At 63.4% G+C, this 22062-nt stretch carries 22 protein-coding genes and 1 tRNA gene; 1 reads left to right on the forward strand and 22 read right to left on the reverse strand.

All coding sequences use genetic code 11. The features are described from left to right. Positions 1-41: 41 nt before the first annotated feature. Positions 42-1370 carry a Glu/Leu/Phe/Val dehydrogenase gene (locus BC358_RS18210; RefSeq protein ID WP_066150115.1) on the forward strand — a complete coding sequence of 443 codons (1329 nt, stop codon included), beginning with the start codon at positions 42-44 and terminating at the stop codon, positions 1368-1370. Between the two features lie 40 nt (positions 1371-1410). Here BC358_RS18210 and BC358_RS18215 read toward each other — a convergent pair whose 3' ends face one another. The 22 genes from BC358_RS18215 to pnp form a co-directional block, all read right to left on the reverse strand. Beyond that, a complete protein-coding gene (locus BC358_RS18215) occupies positions 1411-1878 on the reverse strand; it encodes a DUF1178 family protein (RefSeq protein WP_066150112.1) in 468 nt (155 codons plus the stop codon). Positions 1879-1885: 7 nt separating this feature from the next. Then, positions 1886-2482, reverse strand: a complete 597-nt coding sequence (locus tag BC358_RS18220; protein ID WP_066150108.1) for an NUDIX domain-containing protein — start codon at positions 2480-2482, stop codon at positions 1886-1888. Between the two features lie 9 nt (positions 2483-2491). Continuing rightward, entirely contained in the window at positions 2492-2794 is a 303-nt protein-coding gene (locus BC358_RS18225; protein ID WP_079366928.1) for a DUF2818 family protein, read from the reverse strand. Further along, complete coding sequence (gene nuoN, locus BC358_RS18230) at positions 2791-4299, reverse strand: NADH-quinone oxidoreductase subunit NuoN (RefSeq protein ID WP_066150102.1); 1509 nt, start codon at positions 4297-4299, stop codon at positions 2791-2793. The genes BC358_RS18225 and nuoN overlap by 4 nt, the downstream gene beginning before the upstream one ends. A 35-nt stretch (positions 4300-4334) precedes the next feature. Then, a complete protein-coding gene (locus tag BC358_RS18235) occupies positions 4335-5810 on the reverse strand; it encodes an NADH-quinone oxidoreductase subunit M (protein ID WP_066150098.1) in 1476 nt (491 codons plus the stop codon). A gap of 13 nt (positions 5811-5823) precedes the next feature. Next, entirely contained in the window at positions 5824-7854 is a 2031-nt protein-coding gene (gene nuoL / locus BC358_RS18240; protein WP_079366929.1) for an NADH-quinone oxidoreductase subunit L, read from the reverse strand. Positions 7855-7858: 4 nt separating this feature from the next. Further along, positions 7859-8176 (reverse strand): NADH-quinone oxidoreductase subunit NuoK, encoded by a 318-nt coding sequence (gene nuoK / locus BC358_RS18245; protein ID WP_066150092.1) that lies wholly within the window; start codon positions 8174-8176, stop codon positions 7859-7861. Next, a complete protein-coding gene (locus BC358_RS18250; protein WP_079366930.1) occupies positions 8173-8811 on the reverse strand; it encodes an NADH-quinone oxidoreductase subunit J in 639 nt (212 codons plus the stop codon). The genes nuoK and BC358_RS18250 overlap by 4 nt, the downstream gene beginning before the upstream one ends. 19 nt (positions 8812-8830) lie before the next feature. Beyond that, positions 8831-9340, reverse strand: coding sequence for an NADH-quinone oxidoreductase subunit NuoI (gene nuoI, locus BC358_RS18255; protein ID WP_066150086.1), 510 nt, complete (start codon positions 9338-9340; stop codon positions 8831-8833). Positions 9341-9355: 15 nt separating this feature from the next. Beyond that, entirely contained in the window at positions 9356-10438 is a 1083-nt protein-coding gene (nuoH, locus tag BC358_RS18260) for an NADH-quinone oxidoreductase subunit NuoH (protein WP_079366931.1), read from the reverse strand. Beyond that, positions 10435-12561 (reverse strand): NADH-quinone oxidoreductase subunit NuoG, encoded by a 2127-nt coding sequence (gene nuoG / locus BC358_RS18265; RefSeq protein WP_079366932.1) that lies wholly within the window; start codon positions 12559-12561, stop codon positions 10435-10437. The genes nuoH and nuoG overlap by 4 nt, the downstream gene beginning before the upstream one ends. Before the next feature lie 13 nt (positions 12562-12574). Then, the gene (gene nuoF / locus BC358_RS18270; protein WP_066150077.1) at positions 12575-13942 is read right to left on the reverse strand and encodes an NADH-quinone oxidoreductase subunit NuoF; all 1368 of its coding nucleotides are present in this window, start codon (positions 13940-13942) and stop codon (positions 12575-12577) included. Continuing rightward, positions 13939-14433: an NADH-quinone oxidoreductase subunit NuoE gene (nuoE, locus tag BC358_RS18275; protein WP_066150074.1), complete on the reverse strand. Its 495-nt coding sequence runs from the start codon at positions 14431-14433 to the stop codon at positions 13939-13941. Before nuoE ends, nuoF begins: the two co-directional genes overlap by 4 nt. A 35-nt stretch (positions 14434-14468) precedes the next feature. Then, on the reverse strand, positions 14469-15722 hold the full coding sequence (locus BC358_RS18280; protein ID WP_066150070.1) for an NADH-quinone oxidoreductase subunit D: 1254 nt from the start codon (positions 15720-15722) through the stop codon (positions 14469-14471). Between the two features lie 2 nt (positions 15723-15724). Further along, positions 15725-16339 carry an NADH-quinone oxidoreductase subunit C gene (locus BC358_RS18285; RefSeq protein ID WP_079366933.1) on the reverse strand — a complete coding sequence of 205 codons (615 nt, stop codon included), beginning with the start codon at positions 16337-16339 and terminating at the stop codon, positions 15725-15727. Positions 16340-16371: 32 nt separating this feature from the next. Beyond that, positions 16372-16851: an NADH-quinone oxidoreductase subunit B family protein gene (locus tag BC358_RS18290; protein WP_066150065.1), complete on the reverse strand. Its 480-nt coding sequence runs from the start codon at positions 16849-16851 to the stop codon at positions 16372-16374. Between the two features lie 27 nt (positions 16852-16878). Next, positions 16879-17238: an NADH-quinone oxidoreductase subunit A gene (locus BC358_RS18295; RefSeq protein ID WP_066150062.1), complete on the reverse strand. Its 360-nt coding sequence runs from the start codon at positions 17236-17238 to the stop codon at positions 16879-16881. Between the two features lie 49 nt (positions 17239-17287). Next, a tRNA-Leu gene (locus tag BC358_RS18300) sits at positions 17288-17372 on the reverse strand. A 155-nt stretch (positions 17373-17527) separates the two neighbouring features. Continuing rightward, a complete protein-coding gene (gene secG / locus BC358_RS18305; protein WP_066150060.1) occupies positions 17528-17923 on the reverse strand; it encodes a preprotein translocase subunit SecG in 396 nt (131 codons plus the stop codon). A 33-nt stretch (positions 17924-17956) separates the two neighbouring features. After that, positions 17957-18700 (reverse strand): triose-phosphate isomerase, encoded by a 744-nt coding sequence (gene tpiA, locus BC358_RS18310; RefSeq protein WP_079366934.1) that lies wholly within the window; start codon positions 18698-18700, stop codon positions 17957-17959. A gap of 19 nt (positions 18701-18719) precedes the next feature. Beyond that, on the reverse strand, positions 18720-19709 hold the full coding sequence (locus BC358_RS18315; protein WP_079366935.1) for an NAD(P)H-quinone oxidoreductase: 990 nt from the start codon (positions 19707-19709) through the stop codon (positions 18720-18722). Between the two features lie 17 nt (positions 19710-19726). Further along, a complete protein-coding gene (gene pnp / locus BC358_RS18320; RefSeq protein WP_079366936.1) occupies positions 19727-21856 on the reverse strand; it encodes a polyribonucleotide nucleotidyltransferase in 2130 nt (709 codons plus the stop codon). Between the last annotated feature and the right edge of the window lie 206 nt (positions 21857-22062).

Here is a 22062-nt window from a genome sequence, read left to right on the forward strand (position 1 = left end):
CACCGTGGAACGATGAGACAACCCACAAGGACACCTCGCAAATGTCACAAGCACCGCACCCGGCCGGCGCCGCGGCCAACAGCCCGGCAGCCTTCACCAACGCCCTGCCGTCCTATCTGGACCCCAACAACCTCGGCCCCTGGGGCATCTATCTGCAACAGGTTGACCGCGTCGCGCCCTACCTGGGCAGCCTCGCCCGCTGGGTCGACACCCTCAAGCGCCCCAAGCGCACCCTGATCGTCGACGTGCCAATCCACCTCGACGATGGCACCGTGGCCCACTTCGAGGGCTACCGCGTGCAGCACAACACCAGCCGCGGCCCCGGCAAGGGCGGCGTGCGCTTCCACCAGAACGTGACCCTGTCCGAGGTGATGGCGCTGTCGGCCTGGATGTCCATCAAGAACGCGGCGGTCAACGTGCCCTACGGCGGCGCCAAGGGCGGCATCCGCGTCGACCCACGCCAACTGTCGATCGGTGAACTTGAGCGCGTGACGCGTCGATACACCAGTGAGATCGGCATCATCATCGGCCCGACCAAGGACATCCCCGCCCCCGACGTCAACACCAACGAACAGGTGATGGCCTGGATGATGGACACCTACTCGATGAACGAAGGCGCCACGGCCACCGGCGTCGTCACCGGCAAACCGGTCGACCTCGGCGGTTCGCTGGGCCGCCGCGAAGCCACCGGCCGCGGTGTGTTCACAGTGGGCGTCGAAGCCGCCAAGCACACCGGCATGGACATTTCCAAGGCCCGCGTGGCGGTGCAGGGCTTCGGCAATGTCGGCGGCGTCGCCGGCAAGCTGTTTGCGGAAGCCGGCGCCAAGGTGGTGGCGGTGCAGGACCACGGCGGCACCGTCTACCGCGAGTCCGGCCTGGACGTGCCCGCCCTGCTCGCCCACGTGGCCCGCGTGGGCTCGGTCGCCGGGTTCAGCGGTGGCGAAGTGATCGACAACGACGCCTTCTGGGGCGTGCCTTGCGACATCCTGATCCCGGCTGCGCTGGAACAGCAGATCACCGAAGCCAACGCCGGCCGCATCCAGGCCAAGATGATCATCGAAGGCGCCAACGGTCCGACCACGCCCCAGGCCGACGACATCCTGCACGACCGCGGCATCCTGGTGTTGCCCGACGTGATCGCCAACGCTGGCGGCGTGACGGTGAGCTACTTCGAGTGGGTGCAGGACTTCTCCAGCTTCTTCTGGAGCGAGGACGAGATCAACGAGCGCCTGGTGCGCATCATGAAAGGCGCGTTTGCTGCCGTCTGGCAGGTGGCCGAGGAGAACAAGGTCAGCCTGCGCACTGCGACATTCATCGTGGCCTGCAAGCGCATCCTGCACGCACGCGACCTGCGCGGTTTGTATCCCTGATGGGCCGAGCATGAAGAAGCCCCGCATCGCGGGGCTTTTTTCATTGCAGTGTTTCTTTCAGGGCCGGCAAGGCCGGCAGGGGCATCACGTCGATACCCTCCTCGATCAGCTCCATCGCCACCTCGGGTGTGGTGCGGCCGCGGATGTTGCGCTGTGCCAGCTCGCCGTGGTGCATGGCCCGCGCCTGGTCGGCAAAGCGTTCGCCCACGTCTTCGGTCTGGCTCATCAGCTCGCGCACGGCGCGCAACAGGCGCCCCTGCAGTTCGGACCCCGGCGCAGTCCGGCCCAACTCCACCAGGCCCTCGTCCGTGCCTGCTCGCGCCACCGGTTCCTCGCTTGTGCGACCCAGGTTCAACCGCGGCGCCGACAGCATCTTGCGCACCTGCGCGTCGCCACACAGCGGGCAGCTCAGCAGGCCACGCTCCAGTTGCTGATGGAAATCGTCTTCCGACGCGAACCAGCCCTCGAAGTCGTGCTGGTGCGAACACTGCAGGTTGAGAACCTTCATGACTGAATTATCGTGCGACGTCGGCGGGCATGGCGCCGGACCAGTCCAGTGACCACACGCCCGACAGCACGTTCTGCAGCCAGAGGGCACCGACCAGGGTCTTGCAGTCAATGATGCTGCCGTCGCGACACCAGCCATTCACTTCGTCGGGCGTGGCGTTGAACACGTCCAGGAATTCGCCCTCATCCAGCCGGCGTTCGCCCTGCGACAGCCCCCGGGCGAACCAGATGTCGATGATTTCGTCGGAGTAGGCGATGGTCGGTGCCAGCCTGCCCGCAAACGCCCATTCCGTGGCCCTGTATCCCGTCTCTTCTGCCAGCTCGCGCCGGGCGCAGGCCAGGCTGCCCTCACCGGCATCGAGCTTGCCCGCCGGAAACTCCACGATGACGCTGCGCATGGGATGCCGGAACTGGCGCTCCATGACCACACGACCGTCGTCCAGCAGACCGATCACCATCACCGCCCCCGGGTGCAGCACATATTCACGTGTCGCCTCTTGCCCAGAAGGCAGGCGTACGGTGTCCCGCACGACATGAAGGAAGTGACCCTTGAGCAACTCGGTGCGGGCGACGGGCTCTTCAAGCAGGTGGGCATCCTGGCTCATGGCGCGTCCTCAGCCGTGGCGCTTGTACAGGTAGCGGTAGACAAAGCCCGGGAAGGCCAGCGTGAGGAACAGTGCGCCAGTGGTGGCGTAGAACTCCCAGCCCTGGGGGTAGATCTGGCCGTCGGCCTTTTCAAGCGCCAAGCCGAGCGCCCCCACAAGGCCATAGCAGATCACCAGCTCCAGCAGATGAATGCCCAGGGACTTGGGCGCCGAACGCGGCACCACCCCCAGCCAGCGCTGGTTGATAAACGGCAGGTTGGCGGCCAGTACGGCTGCCAGCAGCACCAGCCAGACAGAAACCGACGCGCTCACGCGAGAAGTGAGGCGATGGCCTGCGCACACAGGGCCATCAGCCCACCCGGGACCACGCCAAGCACCAGGACCAGCGCACCGTTGACCGACAGCACCGAGCGCACGTCCATGCCAGCAGTGATGCCAGCGGTCTGCGTGGGCGCATCGAAGTACATGACCTTGACCAGGCGCAGGTAGTAGAAGGCGCCGATGAGCGACATCACGACGGCGAACACCGCCAGACCGATGTAGACCGGCTGCGACGAGGCCAGCAGGGCCTGCAGCACCGACAGCTTGGCGTAGAAGCCCACCAGCGGCGGCACACCGGCCAGAGAGAACATGCACACGGCCATCACACCCGCATAGAGCGGGCTGCGCTGGTTCAGGCCGGCCAGATCGGCGATCTCATCGGACTCGAAGCCGTCGCGAGAAAGCAGCAGGATGACGCCGAAGGTGCCCAGGGTGGTCAGCACGTAGGTGATGACATAGAACATCGTGGCGCTGTAGGCATTGACCATGTTGCCCGTGTCCAACCCCTTGTCCCCATGCACCACACCGGCCAGCAGGCCCAGCAGCATGAAGCCCATCTGGGCGATCGTGGAGAACGCCAGCATGCGCTTGAGGTTGGTCTGGGCGATGGCCGCCAGGTTGCCGATAAGCAGAGAAGCCACGGCGAGCACCGCCAGCATCTGCTGCCAGTCCACTGCCAGCGGTGCCAAGCCTTCGACCAGCAGGCGGATCACGATGGCAAAGGCGGCCAGCTTCGGCGCACCACCCACCATCAGCGTGATCGCGGTGGGAGCGCCGTGGTACACGTCCGGCACCCACATGTGGAAGGGCACCACACCCAGCTTGAACGCCAGACCTGCGACCACGAACACCAGGCCCAGCATCAGCACCTGCGGTGAACCTTTGAGGGTTTCAGGGCCACCGGCAATGGCCTTCATCACCTCGGCCACATCCAGCGAGGCGGTGGCGCCGTAGACCAGCGACAAGCCATACAGCAGGAAACCGCTGGCCAGCGCACCCAGCACGAAGTACTTCATGGCCGCTTCGATGGCCTTGCCATCGTCTCGGCGCAGGGCCACCAGGGCATAGCTCGACAGGGTCAACAGCTCCAGGCCCAGATAGATCACCAGGAAGTTGTGGCCGGAGATCATCACGAACATGCCCAGCAGCGCGTACAGCGACAGCGTGAACAGGTCGCCCGCACGCAGCATGTCGCGGCTGGAGGCGTAGTCGCGGCCATAGACCAGCGTCACGAACATGGCGATGGCGGCAAAACACTTGAGCCACAGGCCCATCGGATCGCTCACGATCATGCCGCCGAAACCGCTGATCGAGTGGCCGGCCAAGGCATTCTTGCCCTGCAGGAAGGCCACACAGGCCAGCGTGAGCAGGGTGAGCAGATAGGTGGGGCGACGGGTCGGCGACTTGACGGTCAGGTCGACCAGCGAAATCACGCAGGTCATCACCAGCAAGAAAATCTCGGGGTAGACCGCCACCAAGCTGAGTTGATCAATCATGTGAAGACTCGTTCGTGTGTTTGCTCAGGCAGCGTTCAGGGCAGCTTGGAGATGGCGACATGGCGCAGCAGCTCGGCCACGGACGCATCCATCACGTCGGTGAACGGCTTCGGATGCACGCCCATGTACAGCACAGCGATGGCCAGCAGCGCCATGATCAGGAACTCGCGGCGACCGATGTCGGTGAGTTCCTTGACATGGTGGTTGCCCACCGAACCCAGGTACACGCGCTTGTACATCCAGAGCGAGTAGGCTGCGCCGAAGATCAAGGCCGATGCCGCGGCGGCACCGATCCAGAAGTTGGCCTTCACCGCCGCCAGAATCACCATCCACTCGCCCACGAAGCCCGCAGTGCCCGGAAGACCGCAATTGGCCATGGTGAACAACAGCGCGAACGCGGCGAAGTTGGGCATGGTGTTGACCACACCGCCGTAGTCGGCGATGTTGCGCGAGTGCACGCGGTCGTACAGCACACCGATCGACAAGAACATGGCGGCCGAGACGAAGCCGTGGGCAATCATCTGAACGATGGCGCCGGACACGCCCATGTCGCTGAAGACGAAGAAGCCCAGCGTCACGAAGCCCATGTGGGCCACCGACGAGTAGGCCACCAGCTTCTTCATGTCCTTCTGCACCATGGCCACCAGGCCAACGTAAATCACGGCCACCAGCGACAGGGTGATGATCAGCCAGGCCCACTGGTGGGAGGCATCGGGCAGGATGGGCAGGGAAAAACGCAGGAAGCCATAGGCACCCAGCTTGAGCATGATGGCGGCCAGCACGGCCGAGCCACCGGTGGGCGCCTCGACGTGCACGTCGGGCAGCCAGGTGTGCACCGGCCACATCGGCACCTTTACCGCGAAGGCGGCAAAGAAGGCGAAGAACAGGAGGGTCTGGGCGGTGCTGCCCAGCGGCAGCTTGTGCCAGGCCGCGAGGTCGAAACTGCCACCCGACTGGTTGTACAGGTAGATCAGGGCCACCAGCATCAGCAGCGAACCCATCAGTGTGTACAGGAAGAACTTAAAGGCGGCGTAGATCTTGTTGGGACCGCCCCAGATGCCGATGATCAGGTACATCGGGATGAGTGTGGCCTCGAAGAACACATAGAACAGCATGCCGTCCAGCGCTGAGAACACGCCGATCATCAGACCTGAGAGGATCAGGAACGCGCCCATGTACTGGTTCACGCGCTCGGTGATCACCTCCCAGCCGGCCAACACCACGATCACCGTGATGAACGCGGTCAGCAACACCAGCCAAAGGGAGATGCCGTCCACGCCCAGGTGGTAGTGGATGTTGAAGCGCTCAATCCAGGGCATCTTCTCCACGAACTGCATCGCAGCCGTACCCAGCTCGAAGCCGGTGTAGAGAGGAATCGTCACCGCCAGCGAGACCAGCGCCCCCAGCAGCGCGATCCAGCGGACCACATTGGCCTGGTCATCCCGACCCAGTGCCAGCAACACGACACCAAAAAGGATTGGTGCCCAGATCGCGAGGCTCAGCAAACCCATCTTCTTGTTCTCCTTATTTGGCGAGCCACACGAAATACGTCATGAACAGAAACACGCCCACGATCATCAACAGCGCATAGTGGTAGAGGTAACCGCTCTGAAAGCCACGGACCACCGACGAGAAGCCGCCCACAATCTTCCAACTGGCGTTGACCACACCGGTCTCGATCACACCCTGGTCGCCGCCCTTCCAGAGACCCGTGCCCAGTGCACGCGCACCACGGGCCAGCACGTTTTCGTTGAACCAGTCCATGTAGTACTTGTTCTCCAGAATGGTGATGATCGGTTTGAGCGCACGACCGATGGTGGCAGGAACCGCGGGGTTGACCAGGTACATGTACCAAGCCGTCACGGCTCCTGCGAGCGCCAGCCAGAACGGTGCGGTGGAGAAGGCGTGCAGGGCCATGGCCAGAGGTCCGTGGAACTCTTCGGCGAACTTCGCCACCGCCGGGTGAGCGGCCGAGTTGATCGTGATGGCGTCCTTGAGGAAGTCACCAAACAGCATCGGCTGGATGGTCATGAAACCGATCACCACAGAAGGAATGGCCAGCAGCAACAAAGGCACGGTCACCACCCATGGGGTTTCGTGCGGCTTGCCATCACCGTGGTGACCATGGTCGTCGTGGTGGTCGTCGTGCCCATGGTGGGCGTCCGGATTCTGGTCGTAGCGCTCCTTGCCGTGGAACACCAGGAAGTACAGACGGAACGAGTAGAACGAGGTCACGAACACACCTGCCAGCACGGCAAAGTGTGCGAAACCAGCGGCCGGCAGGTTGCTGAAATGCACCGCCTCGATGATCGCGTCCTTGGAGTAGAAACCGGCGAACAGCGGTGTGCCGATCAGGGCCAGGGTCCCCAGCAGCGAGGTGATCCAGGTGATGGGCATGTACTTGCGCACGCCGCCCATCCAGCGAATGTCCTGGTTGTGGTGCAGCCCCATGATCACCGAACCGGCCGCAAGGAACAGCAGGGCCTTGAAGAAGGCGTGGGTCATCAGGTGGAACACGGCCACCGAGTAAGCCGAGGCACCGAGCGCCACGGTCATGTAACCCAGCTGCGAGAGTGTGGAGTAGGCCACGACTCGCTTGATGTCGTTCTGGATGATGCCCAGGAAACCCATGAACAGCGCCGTGATGGCGCCGATCACCATGATGAAGTTCAGCGCAGTGTCCGACAGCTCGAACAGGGGCGACATGCGCGAGACCATGAAAATGCCGGCCGTCACCATGGTGGCGGCGTGGATCAGCGCGGAAATGGGCGTCGGGCCTTCCATCGAGTCCGGCAGCCAGACGTGCAGCGGAAACTGGGCCGACTTGCCCATGGCGCCTATGAACAGGCAGATGCAAATCACGGTGATCAGCATCCAGTCAGTGCCGGGAAAGCCGATCTGACCCAGTGCGCCGGCCTTGGCAAACACCTCGGTGTAGTTCAACGTGCCGGCGTAGGCCACGATCAGGCCGATGCCCAGGATGAAGCCGAAGTCGCCGACCCGATTGACCAGGAAGGCCTTCATGTTGGCGAAGATGGCCGTGGGCTTGTTGAACCAGAAACCGATCAGCAAATAAGAGACCAGACCCACCGCTTCCCAGCCGAAGAAGAGTTGCAGCAGGTTGTTGCTCATCACCAGCATCAGCATGGAGAAGGTAAAGAGCGAGATGTAGGCGAAGAAGCGGTTGTAGCCAGCATCCTCTTCCATGTAGCCGATGGTGTAGAGATGGACCATCAGCGAGACGAAGGTCACCACACACATCATCATGGCGGTCAGGCCGTCGACGAGAAAACCGATCTCCATCTTGAGGCCACCGACCACCATCCATTCGTAGATGGTTGCGTTGAAGCGGGCGCCGTCCAGCGCCACGCTCTTGAGTGTCATGGCCGAAATGATGAATGCCACCAGCACACCCAGAATCGTCAGAGAGTGCGAGGCGCGGCGGCCGATCAGGTTGCCGCCAAACGTGGTGCCCAGAATGCCAGCGAGGGCCGAGCCGACCAGCGGCGCCAGTGGCACGGCCAGCAGGGTCGTTGCGGAAAGGGTGGTGCTCATGTTCTTAACCCTTGAGGGTGTTGAGTTCTTCGGCGCTGACGGTGGACTTGCTGCGGAACAACAGCACCAGAATGGCCAGGCCAATGGCCGACTCGGCGGCGGCCACCGTCAGGATGAAGAACACAAACACCTGCCCGTGGAGATCTCCAAGGTAGTGGGAGAAGGCTACAAAGTTCATGTTGACCGCCAGCAACATCAGCTCAATGGCCATCAACAACACGATGATGTTCTTGCGGTTCAGGAAGATGCCGATGACGGACAACGCGAACAGGATCGCACCCACCGAAAGAAAGTGACCGAGTGACAGACTGGTGAAGCTCATGCTTTGCCCTCCTCCGCGGCAACTGCGCTGGAGGCAGCATGTGTTTTGGTTGCGGCCATTGGCACGACCACCAGACGGTCTGAAGCCCGCACGCGAACCTGCAGTCCCGGATCAATGGCCTTGCTGTCCTTGCGCTTGCGCAGCGTGAGCGCGATGGCCGCGAACATGGCCACCAGCAATATCACCGCGGCAATCTCGACCGGGTACAGGTATTCGGTGTACATCAGCGTGCCAAGGGCCTTCGTGTTCGACACCTCGGCAGCCTGTACCGCCACCGGCGCCACCATGTTCGGAAAACCGACCCACAGCACGGCAATCAGCTCGGCGGCCACCAGTGCCCCCAGCGTGGCCGCCAAGGGGAAGTTCTGCCAGAAGCCCCAACGGTCTCCGTCGAGCTTGATGTCCAGCATCATGACGACGAACAGGAAAAGCACCATGACCGCGCCCAGGTACACGAGCACCAGTGTCAGCCCGAGGAACTCGGCCTTGAGCAGCAGCCACAGGCCAGAGGCCTGGGAGAACGCCAGCATCAGGAACAGCACGGCGTGCACTGGGTTGCGCGCCGTGATGACACGGTAGGCGGCGAAGAGCATCACCGCCGCGAACAAATAGAAAAAGCCGGTCTGGTAGTCCATGGTCTTGTCTTTCGCCGGCTCAGCGGTACTTGGCGTCCGCGGCCTTGGCTGCGGCGATCTCAGGCTCGTAGCGGTCTCCGACAGCCAGCAGCATTTCTTTGGTGAAGTACAGGTCACCGCGTTTTTCGCCGTGGTACTCAAGAATCTGGGTCTCGACGATGGCATCGACCGGACAGGCCTCTTCGCAGAAACCGCAGAAAATGCACTTGGTCAGATCAATGTCGTACCGGGTGGTGCGGCGGGTCCCGTCTTCGCGTTCACCCGCTTCGATGGTGATGGCCATGGCGGGGCAGACGGCCTCGCACAGCTTGCAGGCGATGCAGCGCTCTTCGCCGTTCTCGTAACGGCGCTGGGCATGGAGACCGCGGAAACGAGGAGACAGCGGAGTTTTCTCTTCGGGGAACTGGACCGTGACCTTGCGACGCAGGGCGTAGCGGCCCGTCAGGGCCATGCCCTTGAAGAGCTCCAGCAACATGAAGCTCTTGAAAAAGTCGCTCAGCGAAAAGGGGGCAACGGCGGAGGTGGACATGATCGATCGCCTTGCTTATTTCCAGAGATTCCACGAGGTCTGCATCAGGCCGCCGACGAGCAGCAGCCAGACCAGCGTGACGGGAATGAAAATCTTCCAGCCCAGACGCATGATCTGGTCGTAGCGGAAACGGGGGAAAGTGGCGCGGATCCAGATGAACAGGGACACCACGAAGAAGGTCTTGGCACCCAGCCAGATCCAGCCTGGAATCCAGTTGAACAAGGCGCTGTCGATCGGGGGCAGCCAGCCGCCGAGGAACATCACCACCGCCAGGATGGACACCAGCCACATGCTGGCGTACTCGGCCAGGAAGAAGATCGCAAAGCCCATGCCTGAGTACTCGACCATGTGGCCGGCCACGATTTCTGCTTCGCCCTCGACCACGTCAAACGGGTGCCGGTTGGTTTCGGCCACGCCCGAAATCAGGTAGACCATAAAAATGGGCAGCAGCGGGAGCCAGTTCCAAGACAGGAAGTCCAGCCCCATGTTCACACCGTGGCCCTTGGCCTGCGACGCAACGATGTCGCCCAGGTTCAAGCTGCCCGCGGTCATCACGACCACCAGGAAGCAGAAGCCGATGGCGATTTCATAGCTCACCATCTGGGCAGAGGCGCGCAGCGCGCCCAGGAAGGCGTACTTGGAGTTCGAGGCCCAGCCGGCAATGATCACGCCGTACACCTCGATCGAGGTGATGGCCAGGATGACCAGCAGGCCGGCGTTGATGTTGGCGATCACTGCCTCGGGACCGAACGGCACCACCACCCACGCGGCGAGCGCCGGCATGATGGCCATGAGGGGACCCAGGCGAAACAGCCCGTTGCTGGCGGCGGTGGGGCTGATCAACTCCTTGGTGAGCAGCTTGACCGCATCGGCGATCGGCTGAAGCAGCCCGGCAGGGCCGACGCGGTTCGGGCCAAAGCGAACCTGCATGAAACCCAGCAGCTTGCGCTCCCACAGGGTCAGGTAAGCCACGGCCCCCATCAGCGGGGCGACGACAGCAACGATCTTGAGCAGGCTCCAGATGACCGGCCAGGCCGCCGTGGTCCACCAGGAGGCGTTGATGAGGCCAAGGCCTCCGTTGTACATCGCGTCGATCATGCGCGGGCTCCTCGGGCGTCGCTCGTGAGTTGCAGCGAGGTGGCGCGGCGCACCAGCCCGTCGAGCTGGTAGATCGGCGCCACACAGGGGGACGTCTGGGCTGGCGACTGGTCGGCAGCGGCGGGCCCCACACCGACATCGGCGTTGTTGAGACGGGAGGCATCCAGCAACGATCCGCCCGCGACACCCGGCAAGGCGGCGGCCAGCACCGCCAGGGAGGTGTCGGCATCGAACCCGGGCAAACCCAGCAGATTGCCCAGCACGCGAAGCACCTTCCATGCCGGGCGCGTGTCGCCCAGCGGACGCACCACCGCGTGGAAACTCTGCACCCGGCCTTCCGCGTTGACGAAGGAGCCCGAGGTTTCGGTGAAGGGTGCAATGGGCAGCAGCACGTCGCTGATGTCCATGTTGGCCTTGAAGGGGCTGAGTGTGACCACCATGTCGGCGGACTTCAGACCTTCAGCACCTTTGGCACTGTCAAAAGCCGGCTCCGTGTTCAGGAGAATGGCGGCCTTCAGCTGTCCACCAAGCATCTGCGCGGCGTTGAGGCCACCCTGCCCCGGCACGGCACGAACCAGCTGCGCACCGACGGTGTTGGCTGCTTCGGTGAGGTAACCCACCGAGGCACCCGTTTGCTGACCAATCCAGTTGGCGAGCGCCAGCAGGCTGGAGGCCTTTTCGTGGTGAGCCGCGGCGTTGCCCAGAAGGATGGCCTTCTGCTCGCCCCCCAGCAGGGACTTCGCCACTGCGCGGGCCTCGTCGGTGATGCTGCCGGCGACCGGCGGTTGCACGCCTGCTTCCGCTGCGACAGCGGCGGCGACTCCGGCCAGAGCACTGACCCAGACACTGCTGTCGGCGAGCAGCACGTTCTTCAGCGGCATGGCCCAGTCAGGGGCCTGTGCCGCCAGCACATTGACCTGACATCCCTTGCGGGCCGCCTGGCGGATGCGCTGGGCAAACAGCGGATGGTCCTTGCGCAGGTTGGAGCCCACGACCAGCACGCGCTGCAACTGCGACAGCTCGGCAATCGGACGCCCGAGCCAGCGGGCCTGACCGGCCGGCGCAGCATGGCCGAAATCGGCATGGCGCAGACGGCTGTCGATGTTTTCGCTGCCCAGGCCACGCACCAGGGCACCGGCCAGAGACAGTTCTTCAACCGTGCTGTGCGGACTGGCCAGCAGACCGATCGCTGCGGCGCCATGCTTGTCCTTGACGCACTTGAGACCGTTGGCCACATACTCCAGCGCGGTTTGCCAGTCCACGGTCTGCCATTCGCCACCTTGCTTGAGCATGGGCTGGGTCAGGCGGTCTTCACCATTGAGGGCCTCGTACGAGAAGCGGTCGCGATCGGCGATCCAGCATTCGTTGACGGCGTCGTTCTCCAGCGGGACCACGCGCATCACCTGGTGGTTCTTCACCTGAACGATCAGGTTGGCACCCGTCGAGTCGTGCGGGCTCACGCTCTTGCGCCGCGAGAGCTCCCAGGTGCGTGCGCTGTAGCGGAAGGGCTTGCTGGTGAGCGCACCAACCGGGCAGATGTCGATCATGTTGCCCGAGAGTTCGGAATCCACCGACTGGCCAACAAACGTCTCGATCTCGGCGTGCTCTCCGCGGTTGGACATGCCCAGCTCCATCACGCCGGCAATCTCCTGGCCGAAACGCACGCAGCGGGTGCAGTGGATGCAGCGGCTCATCTCCTCCATGGAGATCAGCGGACCGACGTTCTTGTGGAACACCACGCGCTTCTCTTCTTCGTAGCGCGAGGCACCACCACCGTAGCCCACGGCCAGGTCCTGCAACTGGCACTCGCCGCCCTGATCGCAGATCGGGCAATCCAGCGGGTGGTTGATCAGCAGGAACTCCATCACCGACTTCTGGGCCTTGATGGCCTTGTCGGACTTGGTGCGCACGATCATGCCCATGGTCACCGGCGTGGCGCAGGCGGGCATGGGTTTGGGAGCCTTCTCCACTTCTACCAGACACATGCGGCAACTGGCGGCGATGGAGAGCTTCTTGTGGTAGCAGAAGTGCGGGATGTAGGTGCCTGCCTTCTCGGCCGCATGCATGACCATGCTGCCCGGGGGCACTTCGACCTTCTGGCCGTCGAGTTCGATTTCAACCATGTTGTGTTCCGGATCAGGCAGAGGTCGCGGTGTCGGCCTTGATCATGGCCGCGAACTCGTGACGGAAGTGTTTGAGCATGGCGCGCACCGGCATGGCCGCTGCATCACCCAGGGCACAGATCGTGCGGCCCATGATGTTCTCGGCCACGTTGTCCAGCAGGTCCATGTCGGCCGGCTTGGCGTCACCGCGCTGGATCTTGTCGACCAGGCGCCAGAGCCAGCCCGTGCCTTCGCGGCAGGGTGTGCACTGACCGCAGGACTCGTGCATGTAGAAGTAGGACAGGCGCTTGAGCGACTCGACCATGCAGCGGGTGTCGTCCATCACGATCACGGCACCCGACCCCAGCATGGAACCGGCCTTGCTGATGGAGTCGTAGTCCATCGTGCAGTCCATGATGATGTGGGCCGGCAGCACGGGCGAAGACGAACCGCCAGGAATCACCGCCTTGAGCTGGCGGCCAGTGCGCACACCACCGGCCAGCTCCAGCAGCTTCGAGAACGGCGTGCCCATCGGGATTTCGTAGTTGCCCGGCAGGTTCACGTCACCGCTGACCGAGAAGATCTTGGTACCGCCGTTGTTCGGCTTGCCGCATTCGAGGTAGGACTGGCCACCATTGCGGATGATCCAGGGCACCGCCGCGAAGGTCTCGGTGTTGTTGATGGTGGTCGGCTTGCCGTAGAGACCAAAGCTGGCCGGGAACGGCGGCTTGAAGCGGGGCTGACCCTTCTTGCCTTCCAGCGATTCGAGCAGCGCGGTTTCTTCACCGCAGATGTAAGCACCGAAACCATGGTGGGCATGGAGCTGGAACGAGTAGTTCGAGCCCATGATGTTGTTGCCCAGGTAACCGGCGGCACGGGCTTCTTCCAGGGCGGCTTCGAAACGCTCATACACCTCGAAGATTTCGCCGTGGATGTAGTTGTAGCCCACGCTGATGCCCATGGCGTACGCCGCGATCGCCATGCCTTCGATGACGATGTGCGGGTTGTACATGAGGATGTCGCGGTCCTTGCAGGTGCCCGGCTCGCCCTCGTCCGAGTTGCACACGAGGTACTTCTGCCCGGGGAACTGGCGGGGCATGAAACTCCACTTCAGGCCCGAGGGGAAACCGGCGCCCCCGCGGCCGCGCAGCGCGGACTCCTTGACGGTCGCGATCACCTGGTCCTGCGTCATGCCCACGGCACCGGTCTCGGGATTGGGCGCGGAACCATCCATGCCCAGCACCTTGCGCAGGGCCTGGTAGCCACCGCGCGCCTCGTAGTCCTTGAGCGACCAGTTGCTGCCGTTCAGGTCCTTGTAGATCTGAGGCTCAATGTGGCGACCGTGGAAACAGGTCTGCACGCCCGTGGCAGCGAACTGAGCAAGCACTTGCTGGGCGTTCATTGTTTGCCCTCCGCGGCCCTGAGACCATCGATCAGCTGATCGAGCTTCTCATTGCTCATGAAGCTGCACATGTGGCGGTCGTTCACCAGCATCACCGGCGAATCGGCACAGGCGCCCAAGCATTCACTCTGCTGGAGCGTGAACAGGCCGTCCGCCGTGGTCTCGCCCATGGCGATGCCCAGCTTCTTTTCCAGGTGGTGCAGCGCGGTGTACCCCTCGCGCAGCTGGCACGGCAGGTTGGTGCAAACGTTGAGCTTGTACTTGCCCACCGGCCGCTGGTTGTACATGTTGTAGAAGGTCGTCACCTCGTGGACGGCCATCACCGGCATGCCCAGGTAGTCGGCAATCGCCTGCTCGGCAGCGTGGCTGACGTAGCCTTGCTCCTGCTGCACGATCGACAGACACGCCATCACGGCAGATTGGGCCTGCTCCGTGGGGTACTTGGCCACTTCGCGGGCGAAGCGGGCCTTGGTGGCCTCGGACAGTTCCATGGCCGTCACAGGGCCTTGGTTAGCGGGGGTCGAGATCATCGGTCAATCTCTCCAAAAACGATGTCCATCGTGCCGATGATGGCCACCGCATCGGCCAGCATGTGGCCCTTGGCCATTTCGTCCAGCGTGGACAGGTGCGTGAAACCAGGGGCGCGGATCTTCAGCCGGTACGGCTTGTTGGCGCCATCACTCACCAGGTAGATGCCGAACTCACCCTTGGGGTGCTCGACGGCGGCATAGGCCTCACCTTCGGGCACGTGGAAGCCTTCGGTGAAGAGCTTGAAGTGGTGGATCAGCTCTTCCATGCTCGACTTCATCGCTTCGCGCGAGGGAGGCGCCACCTTGTGGTTGTCGGTGATGACCGGGCCCGGATTGGCGCGCAACCAGTCCACGCACTGCTTGATGATGCGGTTGGACTGCTTCATCTCTTCCATTCGGACGAGGTAGCGGTCGTAGGTGTCACCGGTCTTGCCAACCGGGATGTCGAACTCGACCCGGTCGTACACGTCGTACGGTTGCTTCTTGCGCAGATCCCAGGCGATGCCGGAACCGCGGAGCATGGGACCGGTCATGCCCAGGTTGAGAGCACGCTCCGGACTGACAACACCGATGCCAACCGTGCGCTGCTTCCAGATCCGGTTGTCGGTCAGCAGAGTGTGGTACTCCGCCAGGTAGGTCGGAAACCGCTGCGTAAAGTCGTCGATGAAGTCGAGCAACGAGCCTTGGCGGTTCTGGTTCAACTCAGCCATCGCCTTGGCGTTGCGGATCTTGCTGTGCCTGTACTGCGGCATGGTGTCCGGCAGATCGCGATAGACACCACCCGGGCGGAAGTAGGCCGCGTGCATGCGCGCACCCGACACCGCTTCGTACATGTCGAACAGGTCTTCCCGCTCGCGGAACGCGTAGATCAGGATGGTCGAACTGCCGCAGTCATTGCCGTGCGAACCGAGCCACATCAGGTGGTTCAGCAGACGTGTAATCTCGCTGAACATCACCCGGATGTACTGCGCACGGATCGGCACTTCAATACCCAGCAGCTTCTCGATGGCCAGGCAATAGGCATGTTCGTTGCACATCATGGACACGTAGTCGAGACGGTCCATGTAAGGCAGCGACTGGATGAAGGTCTTGTGCTCGGCCAGTTTCTCAGTGGCGCGGTGCAGCAATCCGATGTGCGGATCGGCACGCTGCACCACCTCACCGTCGAGCTCCAGCACCAGACGCAGCACGCCGTGTGCTGCAGGGTGCTGCGGACCGAAGTTCAGTGTGTAGTTCTTGATTTCAGCCATGATCAGTGCAGCCCGCCGTAGTTGTCTTCACGGATCACGCGGGGTGTGATTTCGCGAGGCTCGATCGTCACCGGCTCGTAGACCACTCGCTGACGTTCGGCGTCGTAGCGCATCTCGACATGACCCGACAGCGGAAAGTCCTTGCGGAAGGGGTGACCGATGAAGCCATAGTCGGTCAGGATGCGGCGCAGGTCGTTGTGGCCTTCGAACACGATGCCGTACAGGTCGAAGGCCTCACGCTCGTACCAGTTGGCCGCCGACCAGAGACCGGACACCGACGCCACCACCGGAAAATCGTCTTCCGAGCAGAACACACGCACGCGCAGCCTCTGGTTGAGACTCACCGACAGGAGATGGACGACCACTGCAAAGCGGGGCCCCTCCCACCGGCCGTCGCCGTAGGTGGAGTAATCGATGCCGCACAGATCAATGAGTTGCTCGAAACGAGCTTGTGACGCATCACGCAAGGTCTGCATGACCTCAAGGTAGTCGGATGCAGCCACCACAAGGGTGACCTCACCGCGGTCGGTTGTGACAGACCGCGCGCGTTCGCCAAGCAGTTGCGCCACCTGGGCAGCAATGGTCTCGGCAGGGATGGAGAAAGCTGTGTCGCTCATGGGCCGTCTTTCTGACTCAGTCCAGGCACCGGTCAGGCGCGGGCAATCGTGTTGGTGCGACGGATCTTCTGCTGCAGCTGGATGATCCCGTAGATCAGCGCTTCGGCCGTCGGTGGGCAGCCTGGCACATAGACATCCACCGGCACGATGCGGTCACAGCCACGCACCACGGAATAGCTGTAGTGGTAGTAGCCACCACCATTGGCACAAGACCCCATGGACAACACCCAGCGAGGCTCGGCCATCTGGTCGTACACCTTGCGCAGAGCAGGCGCCATCTTGTTGCACAGGGTGCCGGCCACGATCATCAGATCGGACTGACGGGGGCTGGCCCGGAACACCTCTGCACCAAAGCGACCGATGTCATATCGCGCTGCGGCGGCATGCATCATCTCCACGGCGCAACAGGCCAGACCAAAGGTCATAGGCCAGAGAGATCCAGTCTTGGCCCAATTCACCACCGAGTCGTAGCTCGTGGTGATGAAGCCTTCTTTCAGGACACCTTCAATCATGTGTGCTCCACAGCGCCCGCAGGCGCATCATTCCCAGTCCAGGGCGCCGATCTTCCAGGCGTAGACAAACCCGACCAGCAGATCGATCAGGAAGATGACGCCCACCCAGAAGCCGGTCGAACCGATGTCCGTCAGCGCCACCGCCCAGGGAATCAGGAACGCGATTTCAAGATCAAAGAGAATGAAGAGGATGGCCACCAGGTAATAGCGGACATCGAACTTCATGCGCGCATCTTCGAAGGCCTCGAAGCCGCATTCGTAGGGGGAATTCTTCTCGGGATCGGGCCGATTCGGCCCCAGGATGTAGCCCAAGGCCTGGGGGATCACGCCGACGGCAAGACCGACCAGGATGAACAAGAGCACGGGGAGATATTGTTCGAGACTCATCGTGGGTCGGTTCCATGCGCAGGGCCTGATGGCCCTGCCTGCCTTTGTCTGGTGCCGACGGCGAGACTCGAACTCGCACAGCTTTCGCCACTACCCCCTCAAGATAGCGTGTCTACCAATTTCACCACGTCGGCTGGGTCTGCATTGTCTGGCTCACGAGGGCTGGTGTGAGCGTTCTCGACAACCCATAGAGTTTACCCTGAAACGATCCGGGTTTTCGATAATTCCCGGGCTTTTTCGGGGCGGCCGCCATGCACTCTCCAGAGCGGCCGCACACACCTGTCAGCAGTTACTTGCCAGGGATCTGCGCTGCGCCGGTGGCCGGTGCAGCCGGGGTCTCTGCCGGCGCGGCGGAAGAACCGGCCGGAGCAGTTGAATCTGCCGGGATCTGCGTCGCGGGAACGACGCTCTCCAACACGCTCCCAGAGCGCGCCGTCGTCGGAACAAGGTTGCCGAAGTAGGCCAGGCCCAAGGTGCAGGTCAGGAAGACGCCTGCGAGCACGGCAGTGGTGCGCGAGAGGAAGTTGGCACCTCCGGAGGCCCCAAACAAGCTCGCCGAACCCGCGCCACCGCCGAAGGCGGCACCGGCATCGGCGCCTTTGCCATGCTGCATGAGGATCAGGCCGATCATGCCGATGGCGGCAAGGATCTGGACAGCCTGGAGGATGGTCATCAAAACGTTCATGTCTGCTCCGAAAATGCGTGAGGGGGATGATCGTCAGCCGGCCGCGGCGACGATTTGCAGGAAGTCTGCAGCCTTGAGCGATGCACCACCGATCAGGCCACCATCAATATCGGGCTGAGCCAGCAGGCTTGCCGCGTTGGCCGCATTCATGCTGCCGCCGTAGAGAATGTGCACCCGCTTGGGGTTCGTGGTCGCGGCGGCCAGTTGGGCCCGCAAGACGGCGTGCACAGACTGCGCCATTTCCGGCGTGGCCGTCTTTCCGGTGCCGATGGCCCACACGGGCTCGTAGGCCACCACGATTTCGGTGATGCAATGACCCACGGTGTGGGTCACCGCAGCCAGCTGGCGCTTGACCACCGACTCCGTCTCGTTCGCCTCCCGCTCGGCCAGGGTTTCACCGACACACACAATGGGCGTGATGCCAGACGACAGGGCGCGTTGCGCCTTGGCAGCCACGATCTCGTCGGTCTCACCGTGGTATTGGCGGCGCTCGCTGTGGCCGACGATGGCGTAGCGACACCCAAAGTCCTTGAGCATGGCCACGCTGATCTCGCCGGTGTATGCCCCCTGTTCGTGAGCAGACACGTCCTGCGAACCCCAGGCAATCGGGCTGCCCTGCAGCAGCGCCTGCAACTGGGCCAGGTAGGGTGCCGGTGCGCACAGTGCGACCTCGGCCGGCGGCTGACCGATGCCCGCCAGCATGGCCTGAACCAATGCCTCGTTGGCTGCCAGACTGCCGTTCATCTTCCAGTTGCCGGCGATCAGTTTCTTGCTCATCTCAGTCTCCGAAAGGGGATCAGGCCCAGGTCAGCACAATCTTCCCGATGTGCTGGTTGGACTCCATCAATGCGTGGGCCTCAGCGGCGCGAGCCGCTGGGAAGGTGCTGTGGATCACGGGTTGGACCCGGCCCTGCTCCAGCAGCGGCCACACCTTGTCACGCAGCGATGCGGCGATGGCGGCCTTGAACGCCACCGGGCGCGGCCGCAGCGTGGAACCGGTGATCACCAGCCGGCGACGCAGCACCAGACCGGCGTTGAATCCGGCCTTGACGCCACCCTGCACCGCGATGATGACCAGGCGGCCGTCTTCGGCCAGGCACTCGACTTCACGAGCCACATAGTCGCCTGCGACCATGTCGAGGACCACGTTGACGCCCTGCCCGCCCGTCAGCTCCTTGGCCACGGCCGAGAAGTCCTGCGTGCGGTAGTTGATGGCGTGGTCGGCACCCAGGTTCTGGCAGGCGGCGCACTTCTCGTCGCTGCCGGCCGTGGCGATCACGTTGGCGCCAAAGGCCTTGGCCAGCTGGATCGCGGTCACACCGATGCCGCTGGTCCCACCCTGCACCAGCAGGGTTTCGCCTGCCAGCAGGCGGCCACGGTCGAACACGTTGCTCCAGACGGTGAAGAAGGTCTCGGGCAGCGCCGCGGCCTGCACGTCGTCGAACCCAGCCGGGACCGGCAAGCACTGGCCGACCGGTGCAACGCAGTACTGGGCATAGCCACCGCCAGCCACCAGCGCGCAGACGCGATCGCCCAGCCTGAATCCCGCTTGCGCCATCGCATCGGCATCACCCGACTCGATGACCCCGGCCACCTCCAGACCTGGCAGGTCGGAAGCGCCCGGCGGCGGCGGATAGGAGCCGCTGCGCTGCAGCACGTCAGGGCGGTTCACGCCCGAGGCGCGCACGCGAATCAGCACCTCGCCCGCGCCCGCAACCGGCGCCGGACGCGCCGTCAGGCGCAGGACCTCGGGCGCACCGAAGCCGCTGATCTCGACCGCTTCCATGCCTTGGCCCCAGCGACTTACTGTTGCTGTTGCTGGGCCTGCTCGCCGCCGCCATTGCGGTCCAGCAGCGCCTTCATGGACAGCTTGACGCGGCCCTTCTCGTCGGTCTCGAGCACCTTGACCTTCACGATCTGGCCTTCCTTGAGGTAGTCCGTGACCTTCTCGACGCGCTCGTGGGCGATCTGGCTGATGTGCAGCAAGCCGTCCTTGCCGGGCAGCAGGTTGACCAGAGCACCGAAGTCCAGGATCTTGGTGATCGGGCCTTCATAGACCTTGCCCACTTCCACTTCGGCCGTGATCTCGGCGATGCGGCGCTTGGCCTCCTCGGCCTTGGCACCGTCGGTGGACGCGATGGTGATCGTGCCGTCTTCGCCGATGTCGATCTGGGTACCGGTCTCTTCGGTCAGCGCACGGATGGTGGCGCCGCCCTTGCCGATCACGTCGCGGATCTTCTCCGGGTTGATCTTCATGGTGTACAGGCGCGGCGCGAAGTTGGAGATTTCCGTCTTCGCTTCGCCCATGGCTTCCTGCATCTTGCCCAGGATGTGCATGCGTGCTTCCTTGGCCTGAGCCAGGGCGACCTGCATGATTTCCTTGGTGATGCCCTGGATCTTGATGTCCATCTGCAGGGCGGTGATGCCGTTGGTCGTGCCGGCCACCTTGAAGTCCATGTCGCCGAGGTGGTCCTCGTCCCCCAGGATGTCGGTCAGCACCGCGAAGCGGTTGCCTTCTTTGATCAGGCCCATGGCGATGCCGGCCACGTGCGCCTTCATCGGCACGCCGGCGTCCATCAGCGCCAAGCAGCCGCCGCAGACGGAGGCCATCGACGAAGAACCGTTGGACTCGGTGATTTCGGACACCACACGGATGGTGTAGGGGAAGTCTTCCTTGGTCGGAAGCGCGGCAATCAGCGCGCGCTTGGCCAGGCGGCCGTGGCCGATTTCGCGGCGCTTGGGGCTGCCCACGCGACCGGTTTCGCCGGTGGCGAACGGAGGCATGTTGTAGTGCAGCATGAAGCGGTCTTCGAAGTCGCCTGACAGTGCGTCGATGCGCTGCGCGTCGCGGTCGGTGCCCAGCGTGGCGATCACCAGAGCCTGGGTTTCACCGCGGGTGAACAGAGCCGAGCCGTGGGTGCGCGGCAGCACGCTGTTGCGGATCTCGATGGCGCGCACGGTGCGCGTGTCGCGGCCGTCGATACGCGGCTCGCCAGCCAGGATCTGGCCACGCACGATGGCGGCTTCGATGTTGAACAGCAGACCTTCGACGGCCACGCTGTCGAACTCCACGCCCTCGGCCTTCAGGCCGTCCATCACGGCGGCATAGGCCTCGCGGCAGGCCTGGGTGCGGGCCTGCTTGTTGCGGATCTGGTAAGCGGCTTCGAGCTTGGCCTTGCCCAGGGCTTCGACTTTGGCGATCAGCGGCTCGTTCTTGGCCGGCGGCTGCCAGTCCCACTCGGGCTTACCGGCGTCGCGCACCAGCTCGTTGATGGCGGCGATGGCGATGTTGCCCTGCTCGTGGCCGAACACCACGGCGCCCAGCATGATTTCTTCGGACAGTTGCTCGGCTTCGGACTCGACCATCAGCACGGCGGCCTCGGTGCCGGCCACCACCAGATCCATCTGGCTGTTCTGGCGCTCGGTCTGGCCGGGGTTCAGCACGTACTGGCCGTTGATGTAGCCCACGCGCGCAGCACCGATCGGGCCGTTGAACGGGATGCCGGAAATCGACAGGGCAGCCGAGGTGGCGATCATGGCGGCGATGTCGGCGTCCACTTCCGGGTTCAGCGACACGGTGTGGATGACCACCTGGACTTCGTTGAAGAAACCGTCCGGGAACAGCGGGCGGATCGGGCGGTCGATCAGACGGCTGGTCAGGGTTTCAAACTCGGAAGGGCGGCCTTCGCGCTTGAAGAAGCTGCCCGGAATCTTGCCGGCGGCGTAGGACTTTTCGAGGTAGTCGACGGTCAGGGGGAAAAAGTCCTGGCCGGCCTTGGCGTCCTTCTTGGCCACGACGGTGGCCAGCACCACGGTGCCTTCCATGTCGAGCAGCACGGCGCCGCTGGACTGGCGGGCGATTTCGCCGGTTTCCATGCGGACCGTGTGCTGGCCCCACTGGAAGGTCTTGGTGACTTTGTTGAACATGGTCATGTGTCTCTCCTGTTGGATGGGCGTCTGTGGCGCCGCCCGCGGCCCGGAGCCGGAAACCTGCAGAACACGATGCCATTCCAGCGGGCCTGCGCCGTTGCAGGCCCCTTGGAATGACACAGCTTCGCTCTGCTCGTCCCCTTATCCGAAAATTTTCTGAAAAATCAAAGTGAAAAACGCCCGAGCCGGCGAGCCAACTCAGGCGTTTT

It is taken from the genome of Hydrogenophaga sp. H7 (assembly GCF_002025745.1).
GTDB classification, from domain to species: domain Bacteria; phylum Pseudomonadota; class Gammaproteobacteria; order Burkholderiales; family Burkholderiaceae_C; genus Hydrogenophaga; species Hydrogenophaga pseudoflava.